This window comes from Pengzhenrongella frigida (assembly GCF_004168625.1).
Lineage (GTDB): Bacteria > Actinomycetota > Actinomycetes > Actinomycetales > Cellulomonadaceae > Pengzhenrongella > Pengzhenrongella frigida.
On the sequence record NZ_SDWW01000015.1, the window covers coordinates 40139 to 57041 of the forward strand.

A 16903-nucleotide genomic window follows, 5' to 3' on the forward strand; every position below is an offset into this window, starting at 1 on the left:
GCCGACCCTCAAGGAGGCTCGCGCCGTGACCCCAGTACTCGTCGATCCCGCAACGCGACGCGGTCCTGCCACTTCGCCTCAGCGGCGTGGCAATCCATGGTCGCTGTTCAAACGGAAGCTCGCGCCGTACGGATTCATCTCCCCGACCGGCATTCTGATGTTCATCCTGACGCTCATCCCGATCGTCATGGTGATCAGCTACTCGGTCATGGACAACGTGATCGTCAACAAGTCCCCAGAGTTCGTGGGGTTCGACAACTACATCGAGGTGCTCACCGACCGCGTCTTCTACACCGCCGTCGGGAACACGTTGTTCTTCACCGGGGTGAGCGTCGTCGCCCACCTCGTGCTCGGCCTCTCGTTCGCGATGCTGCTGAACACGAGGTTGCTGGGCACGATGACCAAGGCGCTGTTCCGGGTGGTGTACATCCTCCCGTGGCTGTTCACCGTGGCCATCATCGCCGTCCTGTGGCGGCTCATGCTCAGCCCGAACGGCATCGTCAACTACCTGCTGATCAGCGGTGGACTGATCGATACCGGGGTCGAGTGGCTGTCCTCGCGGGACACCGCGCTGCCGGCGGTCACCTTCATCAACATCTGGGCGGGCTACCCGTTCTACATGATCAGTCTCCTGGCCGGCCTGCAGGGAATCCCGCGTGATCTCTACGAAGCGGCGACGGTGGACGGGGCGAACAGCTTCAAGCAGTTCCTCAACGTCACGCTGCCCCAACTCAAACCCATCATCATCGCCATGGCGATGCTCGACGTCATCTGGACCACCCAGCAGTTCGCGCTGATCTGGATGACGACCGGCGGTGGCCCCATCAATGTCACCGAGATGCTGAGCACCTACACCTACAAGCTGGCCTTCAGTCGCTACGAGTTCTCTGTGGCCTCAGCCAGTGCGGTCATCATCCTCCTCTTCTCGATGGTCCTGTCGTTCTTCTACGTCCGGCACCAGAAATCGCGGGACTGACATGAGAACAACTAAGCAGAAGAAGCTCCTAGCGCAGAAGATCGGCATCATCTTCCCCCTGCTCCTCGGGGCTTTGTTCGCCGGGTTCCCGGTGTTCTGGATGCTCGTGAGCTCGTTTAAGTCGAACTCCGAGATCTTCGAGTACCCACCGAGGATCATCACGGAGAACTTCTCCTTCGATGCCTATGCGACGATCCTGGGCGACCCGGTCAAGGTGCGGTTCTTCATCAACAGCTACGTGGTCTCGCTGTCGGTCACCATGCTCACGCTGATCGTCGCCATCCTGGCGGCCTACGCGTTCAGCCGATATGAGTTCCGCTTCAAGAACCCGCTCAACATGATCATCGTGAGCGTGCAGGCGGTTCCGCCGATCACGCTGCTCATCCCGTACTTCGGGCTGATGGTCACGCTGCGCCTGTACAACACCTACTGGGCGTTGATCCTGACCTACATGGTGTTCACCCTGCCCTACGCGATCATCATGATGACGGGCTATTTCAACACCCTGCCGAAAGAACTCGATGAAGCCGTCAAGCTTGATGGCGGGAACGCGATCACCGCGCTGTGGCGGGTGCTGGTGCCCATTTCTATCCCGGGCATCGTCTCGATCGGCATCTACACCTTCATGATCGCCTGGAACGAGTATCTGTTCGCGCTCACCCTCACGCGGACGGAGGATATGCGAACCGTCCCCATCGGTATTCAGCTGCTCATGGGTCAGCACTCGTACGAGTGGAACGAGATGATGGCGATGAGCATTCTCGGGTGTATTCCGGTGCTCCTCCTCTTCCTGTTCTTCCAGCGCTACTTCATCGGCGGCCTGACCGGCGGATCGGTCAAGGGCTAGTCGTCCCCCCCAGTTTCCTCGTCAGTTCAACCAACCTCAGGAGATATCCCGCAATGTTGATGAATGGTAAAGACCTGCTCGCTGTGGCGCACGCGAACAACTTCGCGGTCCCGGCATTCAACGTCAGCGACTACGCGATGATGAACGGCATCTTCGAGATCAGCGAAGAGCTGAACAGCCCGGTGATCATCGCGATCCACCCGGACGAGCTGAGCCACATCGGCGTCGACATGCTGCCGGCGATCATCTCCCGCGCGCACCGCTCCTCGGTTCCCGTCACGATCCACCTGGACCACGGCGGCACCTACGAGCAGGTGCTGGTCGCCATCCAGAGCGGCTTCACCTCCGTGATGATCGACGGCTCGACGCTGCCGTTCGAGGAGAACATCGCCATCACCAAGCGGGTCGTCGACGCCGCCCACGCCGTGGGCCTGTCCGTCGAGGGCGAGCTCGGGACGATCGGCAAGACCGACAACGAGGCCGAGGACGGCACGGCGACGATCATCTACACCGATCCGGACGACGCGGTGAAGTTCATCGAGGCCACCGGGGTCGACAGCCTCGCCATCGCGATCGGCACCTGCCACGGCATCTACCCCCCGAGCATGAAGGCGGAGCTCAAGCTCGACCTGCTGCAGCAGATCAAGGCGAAGGTCGGCATCCCGCTGGTGCTGCACGGTGGCTCGAACAACCCGGATGACGAGATCGCCAAGTCGGTGACGCTCGGCATCAACAAGATCAACATCTCGAGCGACATCAAGGTGACCTACCACCTCAAGATGCGCGAGGTCATGGCCGACGTCAGCCTGCGCGAGCCGAACACCATCCAGCCGCCGTGCATCGCGGCGATGAAGGTCACTGCGGCCGAGAAGATCGAGCTGTTCGCTGCGACCGGAAAGGCTTCGCTCTACTGAGCGATCTGACGACTTCATGACTGAGAAACTGGTACTGGGCCTCGGTGGCACGGTCGACTACGAGATCGGGTGGGACTCTTCGGTGATCGAGGGGCTCATCACGCACTACTCGATCGGTGCGTCGGAGCTGACCACGTCGATCGCGATCGACAGCGAGCGGGACCTGGTCGTCTCGTTGCTCGGCTTCATGAAGGACGGTGTCGGAGGAGAGCGGTTCGTCGCCTCCTCCGACATCGTCGAGCAGTTCGCTTCACGGTTCGACAAGCGGATCACGCTCGGCGGTACGCCGGTCCGGGCGGCGATGGCGATGAGTGCCCTCGGGATCACCTGCACGGTTCATCTGGTGAGCATCGACGACCACGTGCGCCGGCTGCTGCCGCCCGACTGCGCGTACATCAGCAGCGCGGTGCGGGACACGACGGACCCGCACCTCATCGTGCAGTTCGGGCAGGGGGCGCACGTGAGGTCCGGCGACATCGACCTGACGGCGCCGCACCCGAACCGGATCATCTACACGAACGACCCGCCCAACCGGGAGCTGGTCCTGAGCGACGAGCTGGGCGAGGTGCTGCAAGCGGCGGAGGTCTTCATGATCTCCGGGTTCAACGTCATCCAGAACGCGGCCGTGCTCGACGAACGCCTGCGCACCCTCAAGACGCACATGCGCGGGCTGCCCCCGCACGCCGTCGTCTACTACGAGGACGCGGGGTTCCATGTGCCGGCCCTGAGCCAGCGGGTCCGCGACGCGCTCCTGGACGTCATCGATGTCTACAGCCTGAACGAGGAGGAGATGCAGGCCTACGTGGGTCGGCCGCTCGATCTCCTCGACGTGGACGAGATGGTGCGGGCCCTCGGTGAGCTGCACGCGGCCATCCCGGCGAAGGTGCTCGTCGTCCACACCAAGTACTGGTCCCTCGCCTGGGGGGACGGTGCCGGCGCGTTCGAGGCGAGCCTGCGCGGCGGCATCACGATGGCCAGCACCCGCTACCGCACCGGGGACGGTTTCACCGAACGCGACTACCTCGACGTGAGCCACCTGCCGGTGAACCCGCACGGCGCGGCGTTCGCGGAGAGCATCGAGGGCGCGGTGGGGAGCGCCGTCTGCTGCGTCCCCGCGTTCGTGGTCGACGTCGAGCACCCGACCACCATCGGTCTCGGTGACACGTTCGCCGGCGGGTTCATCGCCGCCCTGGCGCGCTCTGGGCTACCGCAACGTCCCTTGGTCCCCTAGCGTCGGAGGTACGGGTCCGTCTGGATCGACTGCCCTCGCTCCAGACCAGATTGCGAGGAGTGCGCCATGGTTCACACCTGGAACGTCAAGATCTTTCTCGCCGACGCCGGCGCCGACGAGGTCCGGTTCGCCGAGGAGACGACGACCGCCCATGCGGTCCTGTCGACCTCGAGCGGGACGAGCCTGGAGGGCTTCGGACGCGCTCGGCGCAACCCGAGCGACCCCAGCATCCCCGAGATCGGTGAGGAGCTCGCGGCCGCTCGCGCGCTGCGAGACCTGGCCGACCGGCTGCTCAAGGCGACCTCGGACGACATCGCGCAGATCGAGCACCACAAGGTGCATGTGCACGGGTGACCCATCCGGTCACGGGTGCGGGCGGCGGCCCCGGAGGAAGTAGGCGATCGGGCCGACGTAGTTGACGCCGATGGCGAGCGCCCAGAGTGCCTTGCGCCCGTTGACCTGGTTGTCCGGCCGCCTCGCCAGGTCGGCCCAGGCGGCCGCAGCCAGGGCGAACTGCACGACCGCCCCCAGGCTGACCACCGACCGCTGTCGCGGGTTCAGGTCGCTCCACTGCCGCTTTCCCATCGCCGTCTCCTCCGTCGCGCCATCACGTGCCCCCATCCTGGTCCCGGTGCGAGCCCGTCCCCAGGGGCGAACGGCCCGGGTGCCCGTCGCGGCGGGTCCTTCGCCCCTGGCCCGGGCCGGTGCGCGCGAGCATGCTTGAGGTCTCGACCACCGAGGTCTCGACCACACCTGGGGGGCTCACCATGACGACCCAGTCGCCCCGTTCCGGTCGGCCGCGCGCCGTCACCGTCGTCACCGTCGCGGTCGCCGTGGTCCTTGCGCTCCTCACGGGGTGTGCGGGCGACGACGACGGCACGACGACGCCGTCGCCCGGCGGCACGTCCAGCCCCGGCCCGTCCACGTCCGGTCCCTCGACGCCGAGCCCGTCGACCGCCCCGATCACGGTGCCCGTGTACTACGCGACCGACAACGGCACCGACCTCAGGCTCGTGCGAGAGTTCCGTTCCCTGCCCGACGCCGGCGGCCCGGCACTCACCGCGGCCAGGGGAGTCCTGGCGGGCGACGCGCTCGACCCCGACTACGTCGGTCTGTGGGACCCGGCCGGCACCGTGCTCGCGGTGAACCCGGCGACACCCATCGAGGTCGACCTCTCTGCCGCCGCGACCACGACGACGACCGGCTCGGCGGGCGCGGTGCTCGCGGTCCAGGCCCTGGTCTACGCGGTCACCGGTGCGCTGCAGTCCGACGCCCCGGTCCGGATCCTGGTCGAGGGTGAGCCCGTCGACGAGCTGTTCGGCGTGCTGGACGTCAGCGAGCCGATCGCCCGCGCCGACCCGATCAGCGTGCGGCTCCTCGTGCAGATCAACGACCCCAACGAGGGCGACGTCGTCGGTTCGCCGGTGACCGTCTCGGGCGAGGCCGCCGTGTTCGAGGCGACCCTGCCCTGGCGCATCGAGTCGCCGGGCGGCGACGTGGTGCAGGCCGGGGTGACCCAGACGGCCGAGGGGCAGACGTTCGCGCCCTTCGCCTTCGACGTGACGCTCGACCCCGGCGCCTACGTCGTGGTCATCACGGAGGACGACCCGTCCGACGGGGCCGGCGGCCCCCTGGACACAGATTCGCGGGGGTTCGTCGTCGAGTAGCTAGCCTCACCCGGTGACCTCCTTCCGGATCGCCCTGGGCATCGGTCTGCTGCGCCCCTGCATCCGGCCCGACGTCGTCCTGCCCGCGGCGGCCGATGCTGCGCGCCGGATGACGACCGTCGAGTCCTCCGACCTCGCGGTGGTGCGCGGCGAGGCCCGGATCGACGTCCGCTTCACGGCTGAGGGGAACGACGAGGCGGCCCGGATCGCGCGCCGCGTGCACGCTGCGGTCGACGCGCTCGCGACCGTGACCGCTCCCGACCTGTCGCGCCGCTCCGGCGCGCGCTGGCACCCGGTGCCCTGGCGCCCCTGAGCAGAACATCCGCCGAAGTTCCTCAAGGCGCGCGCCCAGCGGTCGAAGGGAACAGTGCGAGGTCCCGGATGCAGCGCCCCACGACCTCGACCGCGACGGCGGTGGGCGACGGCGCCGGGACTCGATCGATCCATGGAGTGCACGCAGACGACGACCACGCGGCGCGAGCTGCGGCTGGCCGAGAAGCGCGTGCGTCGTCGGCGGTTCCGGCCTCGGCGCCCGAACAGCGCGACGGCGATGATGCTCTCCGTCGGCCTCACCGCGGCCCTGCTCGGCGCCGGCGCGTCCCAGGCCTACAGCGACCACCAGGTCCGGTCCGCGCAGGACGCCGTCGCGGACGCCGTCGCGCACGAGCGTGCCAACCGGGTGCGGTCCGACCGCGCCGACGGTGCTCGCCTCGAGGGGGTCGCGATCGCCTTCGCCACGGTCAGGCGCAGCGAGGCCGTCGTGCTCGCCCGTGCGGCCGTCGCGCAGGCCACCTCGACGCGTGCGAGCTCCGCACCCGACGTCACGCCGGAGACCCTCACCCCGCTCGACGAGGCGATGGTGAACCTCGCCGCGCTGATCGAGGCGGCACCGCCCGCTCCGGTCCCGACCCCTCTCGCCGCGCTCGACGCGGCGGCGACGGCGGTGCCCGCGGCCGCATCCGCCGTGTCGAACGACCTCGCACCCTCGAAGGCGGCCGACGGCGAGGCCGCGAGCGCCGGTGCGACCGACGCCGACGCGGGCGCGACGGCGGTCAGCCTGGCCGCGGTCGACCTCGGCGTCAGCGCGCAGCTGCTCCTGGCGGCCCAGCGCGTCAACGAGCTGTCCGTCCAGGTCGAGGCGGTGGCGGACGCCAACCTGGCCGCTGCTGCGCAGGCCGCCGCGGAAGCCGCCGCCGCGGCGGCCGCCGCCGAGGCCGCTCGGGTGGCGGAAGCCGCTGCCCAGGCCGCCGCGGCCGAGCTGACTCGCAAGGTTGCCGCGGTCGAGGACGCCCCGAACGGGGCCGTCTCGACCGAGCTGTTGTGCGGGGTGGCGTTCGACTCCGCCGTGCTCCTGCGGTGCGACGCGGCCCAGGCACTGGACCAGCTCGCCGTGGCGTACCGCGACGACTTCGGTCGCTACCCGAGCCTCGTCAGCTCGTACCGCTCCCTGGCCGACCAGGTGTCCGTGCGCCGGGCGCGCGGCGGCTTGGCGGCGTTGCCCGGCTCGTCCAACCACGGTCGGGGACTGGCGATCGACCTGGCCGACTTCGGCTCGCTCGGCCAGTTCAGCACTCCCGGCTACCGATGGATGAAGGAGCACGCCCGCGAGTTCGGCTGGCACCACCCGGCGATCATGGAACCGGGCGGCGGCGGACCGCAGGAACCGTGGCACTGGGAGTTCGAGACGGACTGAGTGGCACCCGTCGCCGTCAGGAGTCCTTGCGGTCGCGGTCCCGGCTCGGCTGGACCCGCTTCGGTTCGCCGGGCATCTTCGGGTACTCCGGGGGGTAGGGCAGGTCCTGGTGGCCGTGGTCGCGCTCGTCGGCGTCGGCCAGCTCGAGCAGCGGCTCGAGGGAGTACGCGAGCCGCTCGGGCTCGCCCGGGCCGGGGACGCTCAGGGGTGCGAACAGGTCCCCCACCTCGGCGAACCGCGCCGGCAGGGTCGTCAGATCGAAGTCGTTCGGAACGACGTCGGGCACCTCCTCCCAGCGCAGCGGGGCCGAGACGGTGGCCCGCGGGTTGGCGCGCACGGAGTACGCCGACGCGATGGTCCGGTCGCGCGCCATCTGGTTGTAGTCGACGAAGACCTTGACCCCGCGCTCCTCCTTCCACCAGTTGATCGTCACCTGGTCGGGCAGTCGGCGCTCGAGCTCGCGGCCGACGGCGATGGTCGCGCGCCGCGCCTGGGTGAAGGTCCACCGCGGCTGGATCGGGACGAAGACGTGCAGACCGCGCCCGCCCGAGGTCTTCGGGAAGCCCTCCATCCCGAGCTCGTGCAGCAGGGCGCGCAGCTCAGGCGCGACGCGCGCGGCGTCGGCGTAGTCGGTCCCGGGTTGCGGGTCGAGGTCGATGCGCAGCTGATCGGGGGCTTCGACGTCGGTCCGGCGCACCGGCCACGGGTGGAACGTGAGGGTTCCGAGGTTCGCCGCCCACGCGACCACGGCGAGCTCGGTCGGGCACACCTCGTCCGCCGTGCGCCCGCTCGGGAAGGCGATCGTGGCGGTCTCGACGTAGTCCGGGGCACCGGCGGGTATCCGCTTCTGGTAGAAGGCGTCACCGGTGGAGTCCATCCGGGTCGCGAGCTTCGCGCCCTCGAAAACCCCTTTGGGCCAGCGTTCGAGCGTCGTCGGCCGGTCGCGCAGCGCACCAAGGATCCCTTCGCCGACCGCGACGAAGTACTGCACGACGTCGAGCTTGGTGAACCCGCGCTCGGGGAAGACCACCCGGTCGGGGCTGGTGACGCGGACGGTCCGGCCCCGAACCTCGAGCTCAACCGCAGGAGTCGTCGCGCGCGCCATCCACCCACGCTAGTCACGCGCGGCAGCGCGCGCCCGGTCGCGGGGCGAGGCGCGTCAGACCAGCGCGGCGCGGGGCGCGACGATCGGGGCCGTGATCGTGGTCGCGGCGGCGCGCAGCTCGTGGATGACGCCGAGCAGGATCCGGTTGAACGCGGCCGGGGCGTGGCTGTTGACGTCGTGCCCGGCGCGCGGCACGACCGTCAGGCGGGTTCCGGGCAGGGCGGCGAGGTAGCGACGCTCGTCCAGGCGAAGGAGGTCGCGTTGACCGTTGACCAACCACACGGGCACGTCCATCCGACGCAGGTCGGCGAGCGAGGAGTGCCCCTTCATCGCGGCGAGCATGTCGGCCACCACGTGCCAGGTGCCGCCGCCGGCCGGGCGGAACGCGCGGTCCATCTGGAGCGAGAGGCTCCGGTACGCGCCCAGGGGCCAGCCGCGGATCTCCGTCGAGCACCCCGACAGCACGACGCCGGACACGGTGTCCCGGTGCCGGGCTGCATAGGCGAGCGAGGAGTACCCGCCGAGGGACAGCCCCACGAGCAGGGGCACCTCGGTGAAGCTGCCGACCGCCGCGTCGATGGTCTCCATGGCCCCGCGCAGGGTGAACCGCTCGTGCGAGCGTGCGCCGTGCCCGGGCAGGTCGACCGCGATCGAGTCGTGGCCTTCGGCAGACATGGCGGCGATCTGGTCGGTCCAGATGTCGCGGGACGTGCGTACTCCGTGAACAAAGACGATGGGCGCGATGGGAGGAGCCGTTTCTCGAGCGAGCGCGCGGCCAGGTCAAGCTCGGGGGGACTCAGTGTGGTCGCACCGCGCGTCGTCGACCCTTGAGTGTCGCCAGTCTAGTCGGCGAACCTGGGAGCTTTCTGGGTAGACCAACCAAGCAGCCAGCCAAGCCAATCGGTCGCACCGCGGCGGCTCGCGGGCTCGCGCGAGCCGCCCGGACGCCCACCCACCGCGGCGTGGGGCGTCATGCGGTCAGCGACGCCCGTCAGGACTGCTGGGCGTGCTTCGCGTGCTCGATCGTGCAGTCCGGTCCGGGAAACACGAGCGCCTCGTGCCCGTTCTCGTACCGCACCAGATAGGGCGGGGCGCCGTTCTCGCCGTGGATCTCGATGACTTCGGCCAGCTGCCCCGTCTGCCCGACCGCTCGACTGTGCACGTGCAGCCGGTCCCCGATGGTTGCCTGCATGGCTGCTCCTTCCGTCGTCTCTCCACTGTGCACCTTCGGCGCGCGGGGAGGGAAGGGTCAGGTGCGGCTACGTGTAGCGGTGATTCGTCTCGGGGTGTCCCGCGGGCCGCTTGCACGACTTGCCGGCCATGCTGCGGTGACCGCAGAGCTCGGGGGCTTCCTCGTCGGTCTCGGGCAGGACGACGACGGCGGCCTTGGTCCGCGACTTGGCCGTGGTCTTCGCGCGCGGCGCCGCCGGGGCGCCGGACGTGGTCGCTGCCTTGGCCGGACGACCGCTCGATGCACCATGCGCCGCGTCGTACTTGGCGGCCCGCATTGCGCGTTGGGCCTCGAGTTTGCTCATGAACTCCAGGGTAGAGGACTCGCGGCACCGCTTCGGTGGATCGCGCACACCCTGACTTCGCCCTGACGGTCCGGCCGGTCGAGATCAGGGCCCGGTCAGGGATGTACCCGATGTGCCGGGCGGTGTCCGCGCGGCACGCTGAAGGCATCCGCAAGACCACCACGATCTGGAGAGTAGCGAGCCACCATGACTGACATCCACGACACCTTCGGACGGCAAGGCCTTGTCCGCCCTCGCGACGGACGAATCCTCGGGGGCGTGTGCGCCGGTCTGGGCCGCAGGTTCGGTCTCGACCCCTGGGCCGCCCGCGCGTTGTTCGTCCTGCTGCTCATGGTCCTGCCGGGCAGCCAGCTGATCGTCTACCCGATCCTGTGGATCCTCATGCCGTCCGAGACGTGGGCCGAGCGTCCGAGCGCGGGGTATGGGGCCACGCCTGCCGGCTGACCGCCTGCGCCGGGCCCGACCGGCGGCCCGAGTGTGCTGCAACCCTTGGCGTCGGGCAGAGTGTGCGCATGGGCGAGCAGGAACAGCCACGCCCCGATTCCGCGAACCGGCCTCCAGCACCTCTGGAGCTCGTTGCCGGCGGAGGCGGGGACATGTCGTCGGGACCAGGCGGCTCCGACGAGCTGTGCCTGCCGGCGAGCCGGGCGTCGGCCCGCGCGGCCCGCCACTGGGTGATGAACGAGCTCGCGGCCGAGGGGGTCTTCGGCGCCGAGAACCAGATCGTCGAGCTGCTCGCCGGTGAGCTCGTCGCCAACGCGGCCCTGCACGGTCCGGCCGACGGCATGATCCGGGTCCGGGTGGGTCGTACCGGCCGGGTGGTGCGGGTGGCCGTCCGCGACAGCAGCGTGACGGTCCCGGTCGTGCGTCACCCCGAGCCGTCGTCGGCCAGCGGACGCGGCCTCGAGCTCGTCGACTCGCTCGCGGCCCAGTGGGGGATCGAGCACCACGGCGCCGAGGGCAAGACGGTCTGGTTCAGCGTCGAGCTCGAGCAGTCGTAGGTCGCCCGCCGGAGCCGAGCACGACGTCGACCGCCAGGGCACGGTGGTCGGAGACCCCGAGATCGATCCCCGTCCCGTCGGACGTGGGCCGCACGGCTCCGGTACCGAGGATGTGGTCGAGCTGGCGGACCGGTGCGGACAACGGGATCGTCCGGGCGTTCGCGAGCGGCCGCATCCCGGTCACGCGGGCGGGCCACGCACCGGCGAGGTTCAGGTCACCGAGCACCACCAGCGGCTGCGGCAGATCGCGCACCCGGTGGACCAGATGCCTGAGCTGGACGGCGTTCCAGCCGGGGATGAGGGTCAGGTGGGTTGTGACGACGGTGATCGGGCCGGCGGCGGTGTCCAGCACGGCGGCGATCGCAGCCCGCGGCTCGTCCCGGACGACCGTCGGTCGGCGGTCGCCCGGCAGGAGCACCGGGATGCGCCCGTGCAGCACGGGCAGGCGGATCGTGCGCCACGCCCGGACCGGGAGCCGAGTGAGCAGGGCGATCCCGTAGCTCGCGCCGTCCGGCGGGCGGTCTCCGGATGCGGCCGACCACAGGCGCGGCGCCCCGGACATGGTGGCGAGGTAGCGGTACTCCCGGGCGCCCATGGCCGCCGCGGCGACGGCGGCGAGGTCCGCCCCGTGCGAGCGGGGCTGACCGCGGTCCACCTCCTGCAGCGCGAGCACCTCGGCATCGAGGCTCGCCGCCGCGGCGGCGAAGCGGTCGACATCGACCAACCCGTCCGTGAGGGACTGCCCGTGCAGGATGTTGAAGGTGGCGAGCCGCATCGAGGGTGGATCTCTTCCGTTGGGCGTGAACCGGCCACGATCGTAGGCGAGGTCGGCAGACGGCCGACGACGCTGGGGTGGCGCGCGCCGGGCGGCACGATGAACGGGGCGCGCCCAGGCGGGGTCGGACTTCGGGGTCAGGCGCCGTACCGCCGGACGAAGTTCGCCAGGATCCGGGGCGGCACGTTCACCTCCGCGTCCTGGACACCGGCGACCACGTGCTCGGTGTCGTCGGGCGGGAAGTACCCGGCATTCCGGTAGGTCTTGATCCGCAGCACGATGCCCGGCACGTCGAGCTCGGGGTGGAACTGGGTGGCGTACAGGTTCTGCTTGACCCGGAACATCTGGACCGGGCACGTGGGGGAGGACGCGAGGAGCGTCACGTGGTCGGGGAGCGACCGGCAGGCCTCCTTGTGGCCGACGAACGCGTCGAACCGGGGCGGGATCCCCGCCAGGAGCGGGTCGGCGCGGCCGGCCTCGGAGAGCGTGATGGAGACCGAGCTGACCGGCTCGCCGAACGTCGAGTCGATCACCGCTCCCTGGTGCACGCCGAGCGTGCCGACGCCGTAGCACGCGCCGAGGAACGGGAAGTCGCGGTCCACGATCTCGTCCAGCAGCCCCGCCAGCTCCGCCTCGACCCGTCGCTGGACCGCGGACTTGAGATCCTCCGGGTCGCTCGAGTTGAACGGGCTCCCGCCGATGAAGACCCCGGAGTACCGGTCGAGGTCCAGGTCAGGGAGGGGCTCCGCCTCCAGCCGCACACGGTGCAGGAGATCCGGGGTCAGTCCGCCGAACCGGACGAACGCGGCATGCTCCTCCGCCGCGGCGCGGTCGTCCGCCCGGGTCGACAGGAGCAGGAATGGCTTCATAGGGCGCGAGCGTAGGCGTGGAATCGCGGATCGGCTGCACGTCCGCGCCGCTCGAACGGCCGGACGTCGTCCGCAAACGGGTGAGCGTCACGCTCATGGCGGGTGATGATCCACCCGTATCGGGTGCACGATCGGGTAGCCGGTCGATAATCCACATACCGTTGGCGCGCCCGGCGGAGCGGACCGGGGGGCGGTCGGACGAGATGAGGCATGGATGCTCGCGTCGACCAGCGGTGCGCTCGTCGCGCCCGGGGAGTTCGGACCGTACGACGAGCTGGCCGACTCGGCCCATCGGCTCTACATCGACGGGTTCTCGGAGCGTGCCGCGCTGTCCTGCCGGGCCTGGCGGCTCCTGACGATCGCGGCGGGCGACCGCGTCACCGGCCAGTTCCTGCACTACATCGAGGGCATCGCCCTGCAGGAGGCGGGCCGGCACCGCGAGGCGGTGACCGTGGCGCTCGATCTCCTCGACGAGCTCGAGGACGAGCCCGACCCGCTCTGGCGCGCCAAGGCCCTGGCGCTCCTGGCCGAGTCGTCGACGCAGGTCGGCGAGGTCAGTCGGGCGATGGATGCGCTGGCCGAGGGGACCTGGATCGTCGCGCACACCACCCCGGGCCGCTACAGCCACCTGTCGGCGAGCATGGCGGTCGCCCTGGCGCTCCGTGCCGTCTTCCTCTTCGAGCAGTCGGACGAGCTGCTCGCCGGCATCCTGCTCGGGAGCGGCCCGGAGACCGACCTCTTCATCGCGCAGGAGCAGGCGCTGCTGAGCGCCTACTGGGCGACGACGCTGCTGGTCGTCGGGGAGACCACGGCTGCCGCACCGGTGTTCGTCACGGCCGCGCAGCGGGCCCTGCGGATGGGGCGGATCGCGGTCCTGGCGGGCAACCCCGAGATGGTGGCGCGTGCGGCGGTCATCGAGGCCTACGCCGTCAGTCGCCTCGGCTATCCCGGACTGGCCGCGGCGCGGATCCGCGAGGCCAGCGGGCAGTTCCTGCTCCGCGACGAGCTCGTCGAGACGAACCTCGCCCGCCTCGTGCTCGGCCTGGCCGCGATGGACGACGGCGATTTCGCCGCGGCCCGCGCGGAGCTGCGCGGCGCGTGGGAGAGCTCCCGGCGCGCCAGTCGCGAGATCTGGTCGTCCGCCGCGATGGAGGCGATGGCCGACGTCGACGTGGCCGAGTACGGTCCGCACCCGGCCGTCGACCGGTGGAAGCTGCTGGCACGTGAGGCCCTCGGGCGGGTCTGGGTGGAGCGGGACGGCCGGTTCACCTCGCTGCAGACCCGCCACCAGGTCCGTGCCCTGACGGCCGAGACCAACCGGATGGGTCAGGCCGCGCTGCTCGACCCCCTGACCGGGCTCGGGAACCGGCGGATGCTCGCGGGCGCGATCGACTCCGCGATCGACGATCTCGCGGCGGTGTTCGTCGACGTCGACCAGTTCAAGCTCGTGAACGACCACTTCTCGCACGCCGTGGGAGACGAGGTGCTGCGCCGGATGGCGGTCATCCTCCGGGCGCACTGCCGGACCGACGACGTCCTGGTCCGGTACGGCGGCGACGAGTTCGTCATCCTGGTGTTCGGCGGTGGACCGGCCGCCGAGGAGGTCGCGGCACGGCTGCACAGCGCGGTGCGCCACGCTCCGTGGGGGCAGATCGCCGCCGGCCTGGCGGTCACCGTCTCGGTCGGCGTCGGTCGGCCGGTCCCGGCGCACGGCGCGATCGCCGCGGCCGATGCGGCGCTCTACGCCGCGAAGCGGGCCGGACGCGATCGTGTCGTCACTGTCTGAGGTCCGATCCTGACCCGAGCCACGGGTGCGTGGCTCACCCGGCCCGCACGTCAGAGGGGGTGTTCGGGGGGTTGGATGCCGGACTGTGACCTGGTCGGGTTGTGCGTTCCGTTCCCCTGAGCCGGTCCCTACGCTAGGCTTGCGCGTGAAGTTGCTGTGCATCGAACGTCTTAAACGCTCTCGGCCTCGGCCGGGGCGCCTTGTTCCTTTCCCGGAGCGGACGACGAACACTGCGACGAGCGACCTCGACAGTCGGGGTCGACCGAACGCTCCTGGAGGAGATTTTATTATGGCTACTGGCACCGTGAAGTGGTTCAACGCCGAAAAGGGCTTTGGCTTCATTGCTCCCGACGACGGCGGCGCTGACGTCTTCGCCCACTACTCCGCGATCTCGAGCAGCGGCTACCGCTCGCTCGACGAGAACCAGAAGGTTGAGTTCGACGTCACGCAGGGCCCGAAGGGCCCGCAGGCCGAGAACATCCGCCCCCTCTGATTTCTTCACAGGGCGTGGCGAGCCTGTCTGACAGGCTCTAGAACCTCGCGAATGCCCCGGCCTTGTGCCGGGGCATTCGTGCGTCCGGGGCCGGTCCAGAGCTCAGGGAAGCTCGTGCACCTCCACCTCGAACGTGTAGCCGTCGAGCACCTCGGCGGCGTGCTGACGCCCGGCCGCCGTCGCCGCGGACAGGTCCGGCGCTTCGCCCAGCACGTGGAAGATGACGCCGCCGTCGGACATCTCGTGGTCCGCGTCCGCACCCAGAGCGTCGGCCATGCCGAACCGTTCGCCGTCGTCGGGCACGGGGGAGACGGTGATCCGGGCGAGGTAGGCGGGCATGCCCCCATCCTGGCCGATACGAGGGCGCGTGTGCTTCCCGCGGTCAACCCGGCGTAGGTTCAGTGGACAGGGGTTTGCCCGATCCGTCCTCAATACGTCGTGACAAGGTCCTCGAAAGTGGGAATCAGATCCATGAGTGATCCCGGCAATGGGCCTGTCGACATCTCGCCGCGCGCCGTGGTGGGACCAGACGGCGGCGCCGAACTGGTCATCGATGGCACCGTGCACCGCTTCACCGGGGTGAGCGCGGGCGAGGCCGGTGGCCTGGTGACCCAGTTCATGGCGCGCCGGGCGGCCGACGAGGGCCGCGTGCTGGCCCTGAGCATCGAGGACCCGGACGGTGAGTGGCTGCTGAGCATCCACCCGGACGGCACCGTCGACGAGGCCGGGAGCCCACCGCCGGAGCGGCGTGGACGCCGGTCGGCCGGATCAGAGACCGAGCGGGACGCCGACCGTGCAGCAGCGCCGGACGTCGAGCCGGAGCCCCGGACCGAGTCCGATCCTGAGCCCGACGAGCAGTACCACGAGCGAGAGGCCGACTACGAGGTGCCAGACGACCGAGCCGTGACCGAGTCCACCGCACCGCTGCGTGCCGTCTCGAACCCGTTCCCGCCGAGGTTTCCGACCGTGGCGACGCCGGCGGACCACCACGAGCTCCCCACGCTCGACGACCTTCTTGCCACCCGGCCCGAGCCCCCGGTGGGTCCCGCGGAGTGGGGCTGGCGGCGCACGCTGCGGCACCTGACGTTCGGGATCGTCGCGCCCGCGCCGGGACGGGTCGAACGGCATCACCGTGACGCGATCGTCGCGGTGCAGCGGAGCCTGGACGGACCCAAGACGGTCGTCGTGCTCAATCCCAAGGGCGGCGCGCACAAGACGACCGCCGCACTGCTCATCGCCGCCACGTTCGGGATCCACCGAGGCGGGTACACGCTCGCGTGGGACAACAACGAGACGCGCGGGACCCTCGGCTGGCGGTCCGCGCACGCCCGGCACGCGAACACCGCCGTGACGCTGCTGCGCGACCTCGGCCGGTTCACCGACCTGGGCTCGGCGCGGGTCGGTGATCTGGACAACTACGTCCGGTCGCAGGGGTCCGCGCAGTTCGACGTGCTGGCGTCCGACGAGGATGCCGCGTCCGCGGCGTCGATCGACGCGGAGGCGTTCACCGCACTGCACCGCACGCTCGTGCGGTTCTACCGCGTGATGGTGATCGACACGGGCAACAACATGCGCGCGTCGAACTGGCAGGCCGCGATCAACGCCGCCGACCAGCTCGTGATCGTGTCGACGATCCGCGAGGACACCGCGCAGTCGGCGGCGTGGGCGATCGACGCGCTGCGGGCGTCCGGGCACGAGGACCTCGTGAGCCGCGCCGTCACCGTGCTCTCGGCCCCGGCGGCCGACGTCGACGCCAAGCTGCGTGCGCGCCTGCACCACCACTTCGGCCAGCTCACCCGCGTCGTCATCGACGTGCCGCACGACCCGGCCCTCGTGGCGGGCGGACCATTGCTCATCGAGGCGCTCCAGGGCAGCACCCGCGAGGCGTGGCTCCAGGTCACCTCCGCGGTCGCCGAGGGGCTCTGAGTCCCGAACCTGCTGCCCGGGGTGATGCGGCGGACAGATGCGGCGGACTGATGTCGCGGGGTGGTCCCGCGGCGGACCCGACGCG

21 protein-coding genes are annotated in these 16903 nt (G+C 70.2%); 13 read left to right on the forward strand and 8 right to left on the reverse strand.

Annotation, left to right across the window (positions count from 1 at the left end):
• Positions 1–157 precede the first annotated feature (157 nt).
• From EUA98_RS07985 to EUA98_RS08005, 5 genes are all read left to right on the forward strand, one after another.
• Positions 158–976: a carbohydrate ABC transporter permease gene (locus EUA98_RS07985; protein ID WP_130102149.1), complete on the forward strand. Its 819-nt coding sequence runs from the start codon at positions 158–160 to the stop codon at positions 974–976.
• 1 nt (position 977) lies between these two features.
• Entirely contained in the window at positions 978–1823 is an 846-nt protein-coding gene (locus EUA98_RS07990; protein WP_130102150.1) for a carbohydrate ABC transporter permease, read from the forward strand.
• Positions 1824–1876: 53 nt separating this feature from the next.
• A complete protein-coding gene (locus EUA98_RS07995) occupies positions 1877–2737 on the forward strand; it encodes a ketose-bisphosphate aldolase (protein ID WP_130102151.1) in 861 nt (286 codons plus the stop codon).
• A gap of 16 nt (positions 2738–2753) precedes the next feature.
• Positions 2754–3968, forward strand: a complete 1215-nt coding sequence (locus EUA98_RS08000) for an ADP-dependent glucokinase/phosphofructokinase (protein WP_130102152.1) — start codon at positions 2754–2756, stop codon at positions 3966–3968.
• A gap of 66 nt (positions 3969–4034) precedes the next feature.
• Positions 4035–4322: a dsRBD fold-containing protein gene (locus EUA98_RS08005; RefSeq protein ID WP_130102153.1), complete on the forward strand. Its 288-nt coding sequence runs from the start codon at positions 4035–4037 to the stop codon at positions 4320–4322.
• A gap of 9 nt (positions 4323–4331) precedes the next feature.
• Here the strand turns inward: EUA98_RS08005 and EUA98_RS08010 are convergent, their stop codons facing one another.
• The gene (locus EUA98_RS08010) at positions 4332–4553 is read right to left on the reverse strand and encodes a PLDc N-terminal domain-containing protein (RefSeq protein WP_130102154.1); all 222 of its coding nucleotides are present in this window, start codon (positions 4551–4553) and stop codon (positions 4332–4334) included.
• Between the two features lie 182 nt (positions 4554–4735).
• On the opposite strand from EUA98_RS08010, the gene EUA98_RS08015 reads away from it, so the two are divergent.
• The 3 genes from EUA98_RS08015 (at position 4736) to EUA98_RS08025 (ending at position 7328) form a co-directional block, all read left to right on the forward strand.
• Complete coding sequence (locus tag EUA98_RS08015; protein ID WP_165372754.1) at positions 4736–5635, forward strand: Gmad2 immunoglobulin-like domain-containing protein; 900 nt, start codon at positions 4736–4738, stop codon at positions 5633–5635.
• Between the two features lie 13 nt (positions 5636–5648).
• Positions 5649–5948 (forward strand): hypothetical protein, encoded by a 300-nt coding sequence (locus EUA98_RS08020; RefSeq protein ID WP_130102156.1) that lies wholly within the window; start codon positions 5649–5651, stop codon positions 5946–5948.
• Between the two features lie 132 nt (positions 5949–6080).
• Positions 6081–7328, forward strand: a complete 1248-nt coding sequence (locus EUA98_RS08025) for a M15 family metallopeptidase (protein WP_130102157.1) — start codon at positions 6081–6083, stop codon at positions 7326–7328.
• A 16-nt stretch (positions 7329–7344) separates the two neighbouring features.
• Here the strand turns inward: EUA98_RS08025 and ligD are convergent, their stop codons facing one another.
• The 4 genes from ligD to EUA98_RS08045 all read right to left on the reverse strand — a co-directional run bounded on the left by ligD (position 7345) and on the right by EUA98_RS08045 (position 9968).
• Positions 7345–8433, reverse strand: a complete 1089-nt coding sequence (ligD, locus tag EUA98_RS08030) for a non-homologous end-joining DNA ligase (RefSeq protein WP_130102158.1) — start codon at positions 8431–8433, stop codon at positions 7345–7347.
• A 54-nt stretch (positions 8434–8487) separates the two neighbouring features.
• Positions 8488–9177 (reverse strand): alpha/beta fold hydrolase, encoded by a 690-nt coding sequence (locus EUA98_RS08035; protein ID WP_130102159.1) that lies wholly within the window; start codon positions 9175–9177, stop codon positions 8488–8490.
• Positions 9178–9424: 247 nt separating this feature from the next.
• Positions 9425–9625, reverse strand: a complete 201-nt coding sequence (locus EUA98_RS08040; RefSeq protein ID WP_130102160.1) for a DUF1918 domain-containing protein — start codon at positions 9623–9625, stop codon at positions 9425–9427.
• A 67-nt stretch (positions 9626–9692) separates the two neighbouring features.
• Complete coding sequence (locus EUA98_RS08045) at positions 9693–9968, reverse strand: hypothetical protein (RefSeq protein ID WP_165372755.1); 276 nt, start codon at positions 9966–9968, stop codon at positions 9693–9695.
• A gap of 186 nt (positions 9969–10154) precedes the next feature.
• On the opposite strand from EUA98_RS08045, the gene EUA98_RS08050 reads away from it, so the two are divergent.
• The gene (locus EUA98_RS08050) at positions 10155–10412 is read left to right on the forward strand and encodes a PspC domain-containing protein (protein WP_130102162.1); all 258 of its coding nucleotides are present in this window, start codon (positions 10155–10157) and stop codon (positions 10410–10412) included.
• Between the two features lie 152 nt (positions 10413–10564).
• Positions 10565–10969, forward strand: coding sequence for an ATP-binding protein (locus tag EUA98_RS08055; protein ID WP_130102163.1), 405 nt, complete (start codon positions 10565–10567; stop codon positions 10967–10969).
• On the opposite strand, the gene EUA98_RS08060 is transcribed toward EUA98_RS08055, so the two are convergent.
• On the reverse strand, positions 10944–11744 hold the full coding sequence (locus tag EUA98_RS08060; protein WP_130102164.1) for an endonuclease/exonuclease/phosphatase family protein: 801 nt from the start codon (positions 11742–11744) through the stop codon (positions 10944–10946). The two genes, EUA98_RS08055 and EUA98_RS08060, sit on opposite strands and share 26 nt — an antisense overlap.
• Before the next feature lie 137 nt (positions 11745–11881).
• Positions 11882–12613 (reverse strand): glutamine amidotransferase, encoded by a 732-nt coding sequence (locus EUA98_RS08065; protein ID WP_130102165.1) that lies wholly within the window; start codon positions 12611–12613, stop codon positions 11882–11884.
• A gap of 214 nt (positions 12614–12827) precedes the next feature.
• On the opposite strand from EUA98_RS08065, the gene EUA98_RS08070 reads away from it, so the two are divergent.
• Both EUA98_RS08070 and EUA98_RS08075 read left to right on the forward strand, forming a co-directional pair.
• A complete protein-coding gene (locus EUA98_RS08070; protein ID WP_130102166.1) occupies positions 12828–14399 on the forward strand; it encodes a GGDEF domain-containing protein in 1572 nt (523 codons plus the stop codon).
• A 289-nt stretch (positions 14400–14688) separates the two neighbouring features.
• Entirely contained in the window at positions 14689–14892 is a 204-nt protein-coding gene (locus EUA98_RS08075; protein ID WP_130102167.1) for a cold-shock protein, read from the forward strand.
• 102 nt (positions 14893–14994) lie between these two features.
• Here the strand turns inward: EUA98_RS08075 and EUA98_RS08080 are convergent, their stop codons facing one another.
• Positions 14995–15231 carry a hypothetical protein gene (locus EUA98_RS08080; protein WP_130102168.1) on the reverse strand — a complete coding sequence of 79 codons (237 nt, stop codon included), beginning with the start codon at positions 15229–15231 and terminating at the stop codon, positions 14995–14997.
• Positions 15232–15363: 132 nt separating this feature from the next.
• On the opposite strand from EUA98_RS08080, the gene EUA98_RS08085 reads away from it, so the two are divergent.
• Positions 15364–16818 carry a MinD/ParA family ATP-binding protein gene (locus tag EUA98_RS08085; protein WP_130102169.1) on the forward strand — a complete coding sequence of 485 codons (1455 nt, stop codon included), beginning with the start codon at positions 15364–15366 and terminating at the stop codon, positions 16816–16818.
• Positions 16819–16903: the final 85 nt, after the last annotated feature.

Coding starts and splice junctions, on each gene's coding strand:
- EUA98_RS08005 (WP_130102153.1), top strand. CDS start 4,035: ATGGTTCACACCTGGAACGTCAAGATCTTTCTCGCCGACGCCGGCGCC.
- EUA98_RS07995 (WP_130102151.1), top strand. CDS start 1,877: ATGTTGATGAATGGTAAAGACCTGCTCGCTGTGGCGCACGCGAACAAC.
- EUA98_RS07985 (WP_130102149.1), top strand. CDS start 158: ATGTTCATCCTGACGCTCATCCCGATCGTCATGGTGATCAGCTACTCG.
- ligD (WP_130102158.1), bottom strand. CDS start 8,433: ATGGCGCGCGCGACGACTCCTGCGGTTGAGCTCGAGGTTCGGGGCCGG.
- EUA98_RS08025 (WP_130102157.1), top strand. CDS start 6,081: ATGGAGTGCACGCAGACGACGACCACGCGGCGCGAGCTGCGGCTGGCC.
- EUA98_RS08040 (WP_130102160.1), bottom strand. CDS start 9,625: ATGCAGGCAACCATCGGGGACCGGCTGCACGTGCACAGTCGAGCGGTC.
- EUA98_RS08010 (WP_130102154.1), bottom strand. CDS start 4,553: ATGGGAAAGCGGCAGTGGAGCGACCTGAACCCGCGACAGCGGTCGGTG.
- EUA98_RS08075 (WP_130102167.1), top strand. CDS start 14,689: ATGGCTACTGGCACCGTGAAGTGGTTCAACGCCGAAAAGGGCTTTGGC.
- EUA98_RS08065 (WP_130102165.1), bottom strand. CDS start 12,613: ATGAAGCCATTCCTGCTCCTGTCGACCCGGGCGGACGACCGCGCCGCG.
- EUA98_RS08045 (WP_165372755.1), bottom strand. CDS start 9,968: ATGAGCAAACTCGAGGCCCAACGCGCAATGCGGGCCGCCAAGTACGAC.
- EUA98_RS08085 (WP_130102169.1), top strand. CDS start 15,364: ATGAGTGATCCCGGCAATGGGCCTGTCGACATCTCGCCGCGCGCCGTG.
- EUA98_RS08055 (WP_130102163.1), top strand. CDS start 10,565: ATGTCGTCGGGACCAGGCGGCTCCGACGAGCTGTGCCTGCCGGCGAGC.
- EUA98_RS08000 (WP_130102152.1), top strand. CDS start 2,754: ATGACTGAGAAACTGGTACTGGGCCTCGGTGGCACGGTCGACTACGAG.
- EUA98_RS08015 (WP_165372754.1), top strand. CDS start 4,736: ATGACGACCCAGTCGCCCCGTTCCGGTCGGCCGCGCGCCGTCACCGTC.
- EUA98_RS07990 (WP_130102150.1), top strand. CDS start 978: ATGAGAACAACTAAGCAGAAGAAGCTCCTAGCGCAGAAGATCGGCATC.
- EUA98_RS08080 (WP_130102168.1), bottom strand. CDS start 15,231: ATGCCCGCCTACCTCGCCCGGATCACCGTCTCCCCCGTGCCCGACGAC.
- EUA98_RS08050 (WP_130102162.1), top strand. CDS start 10,155: ATGACTGACATCCACGACACCTTCGGACGGCAAGGCCTTGTCCGCCCT.
- EUA98_RS08060 (WP_130102164.1), bottom strand. CDS start 11,744: ATGCGGCTCGCCACCTTCAACATCCTGCACGGGCAGTCCCTCACGGAC.
- EUA98_RS08070 (WP_130102166.1), top strand. CDS start 12,828: ATGCTCGCGTCGACCAGCGGTGCGCTCGTCGCGCCCGGGGAGTTCGGA.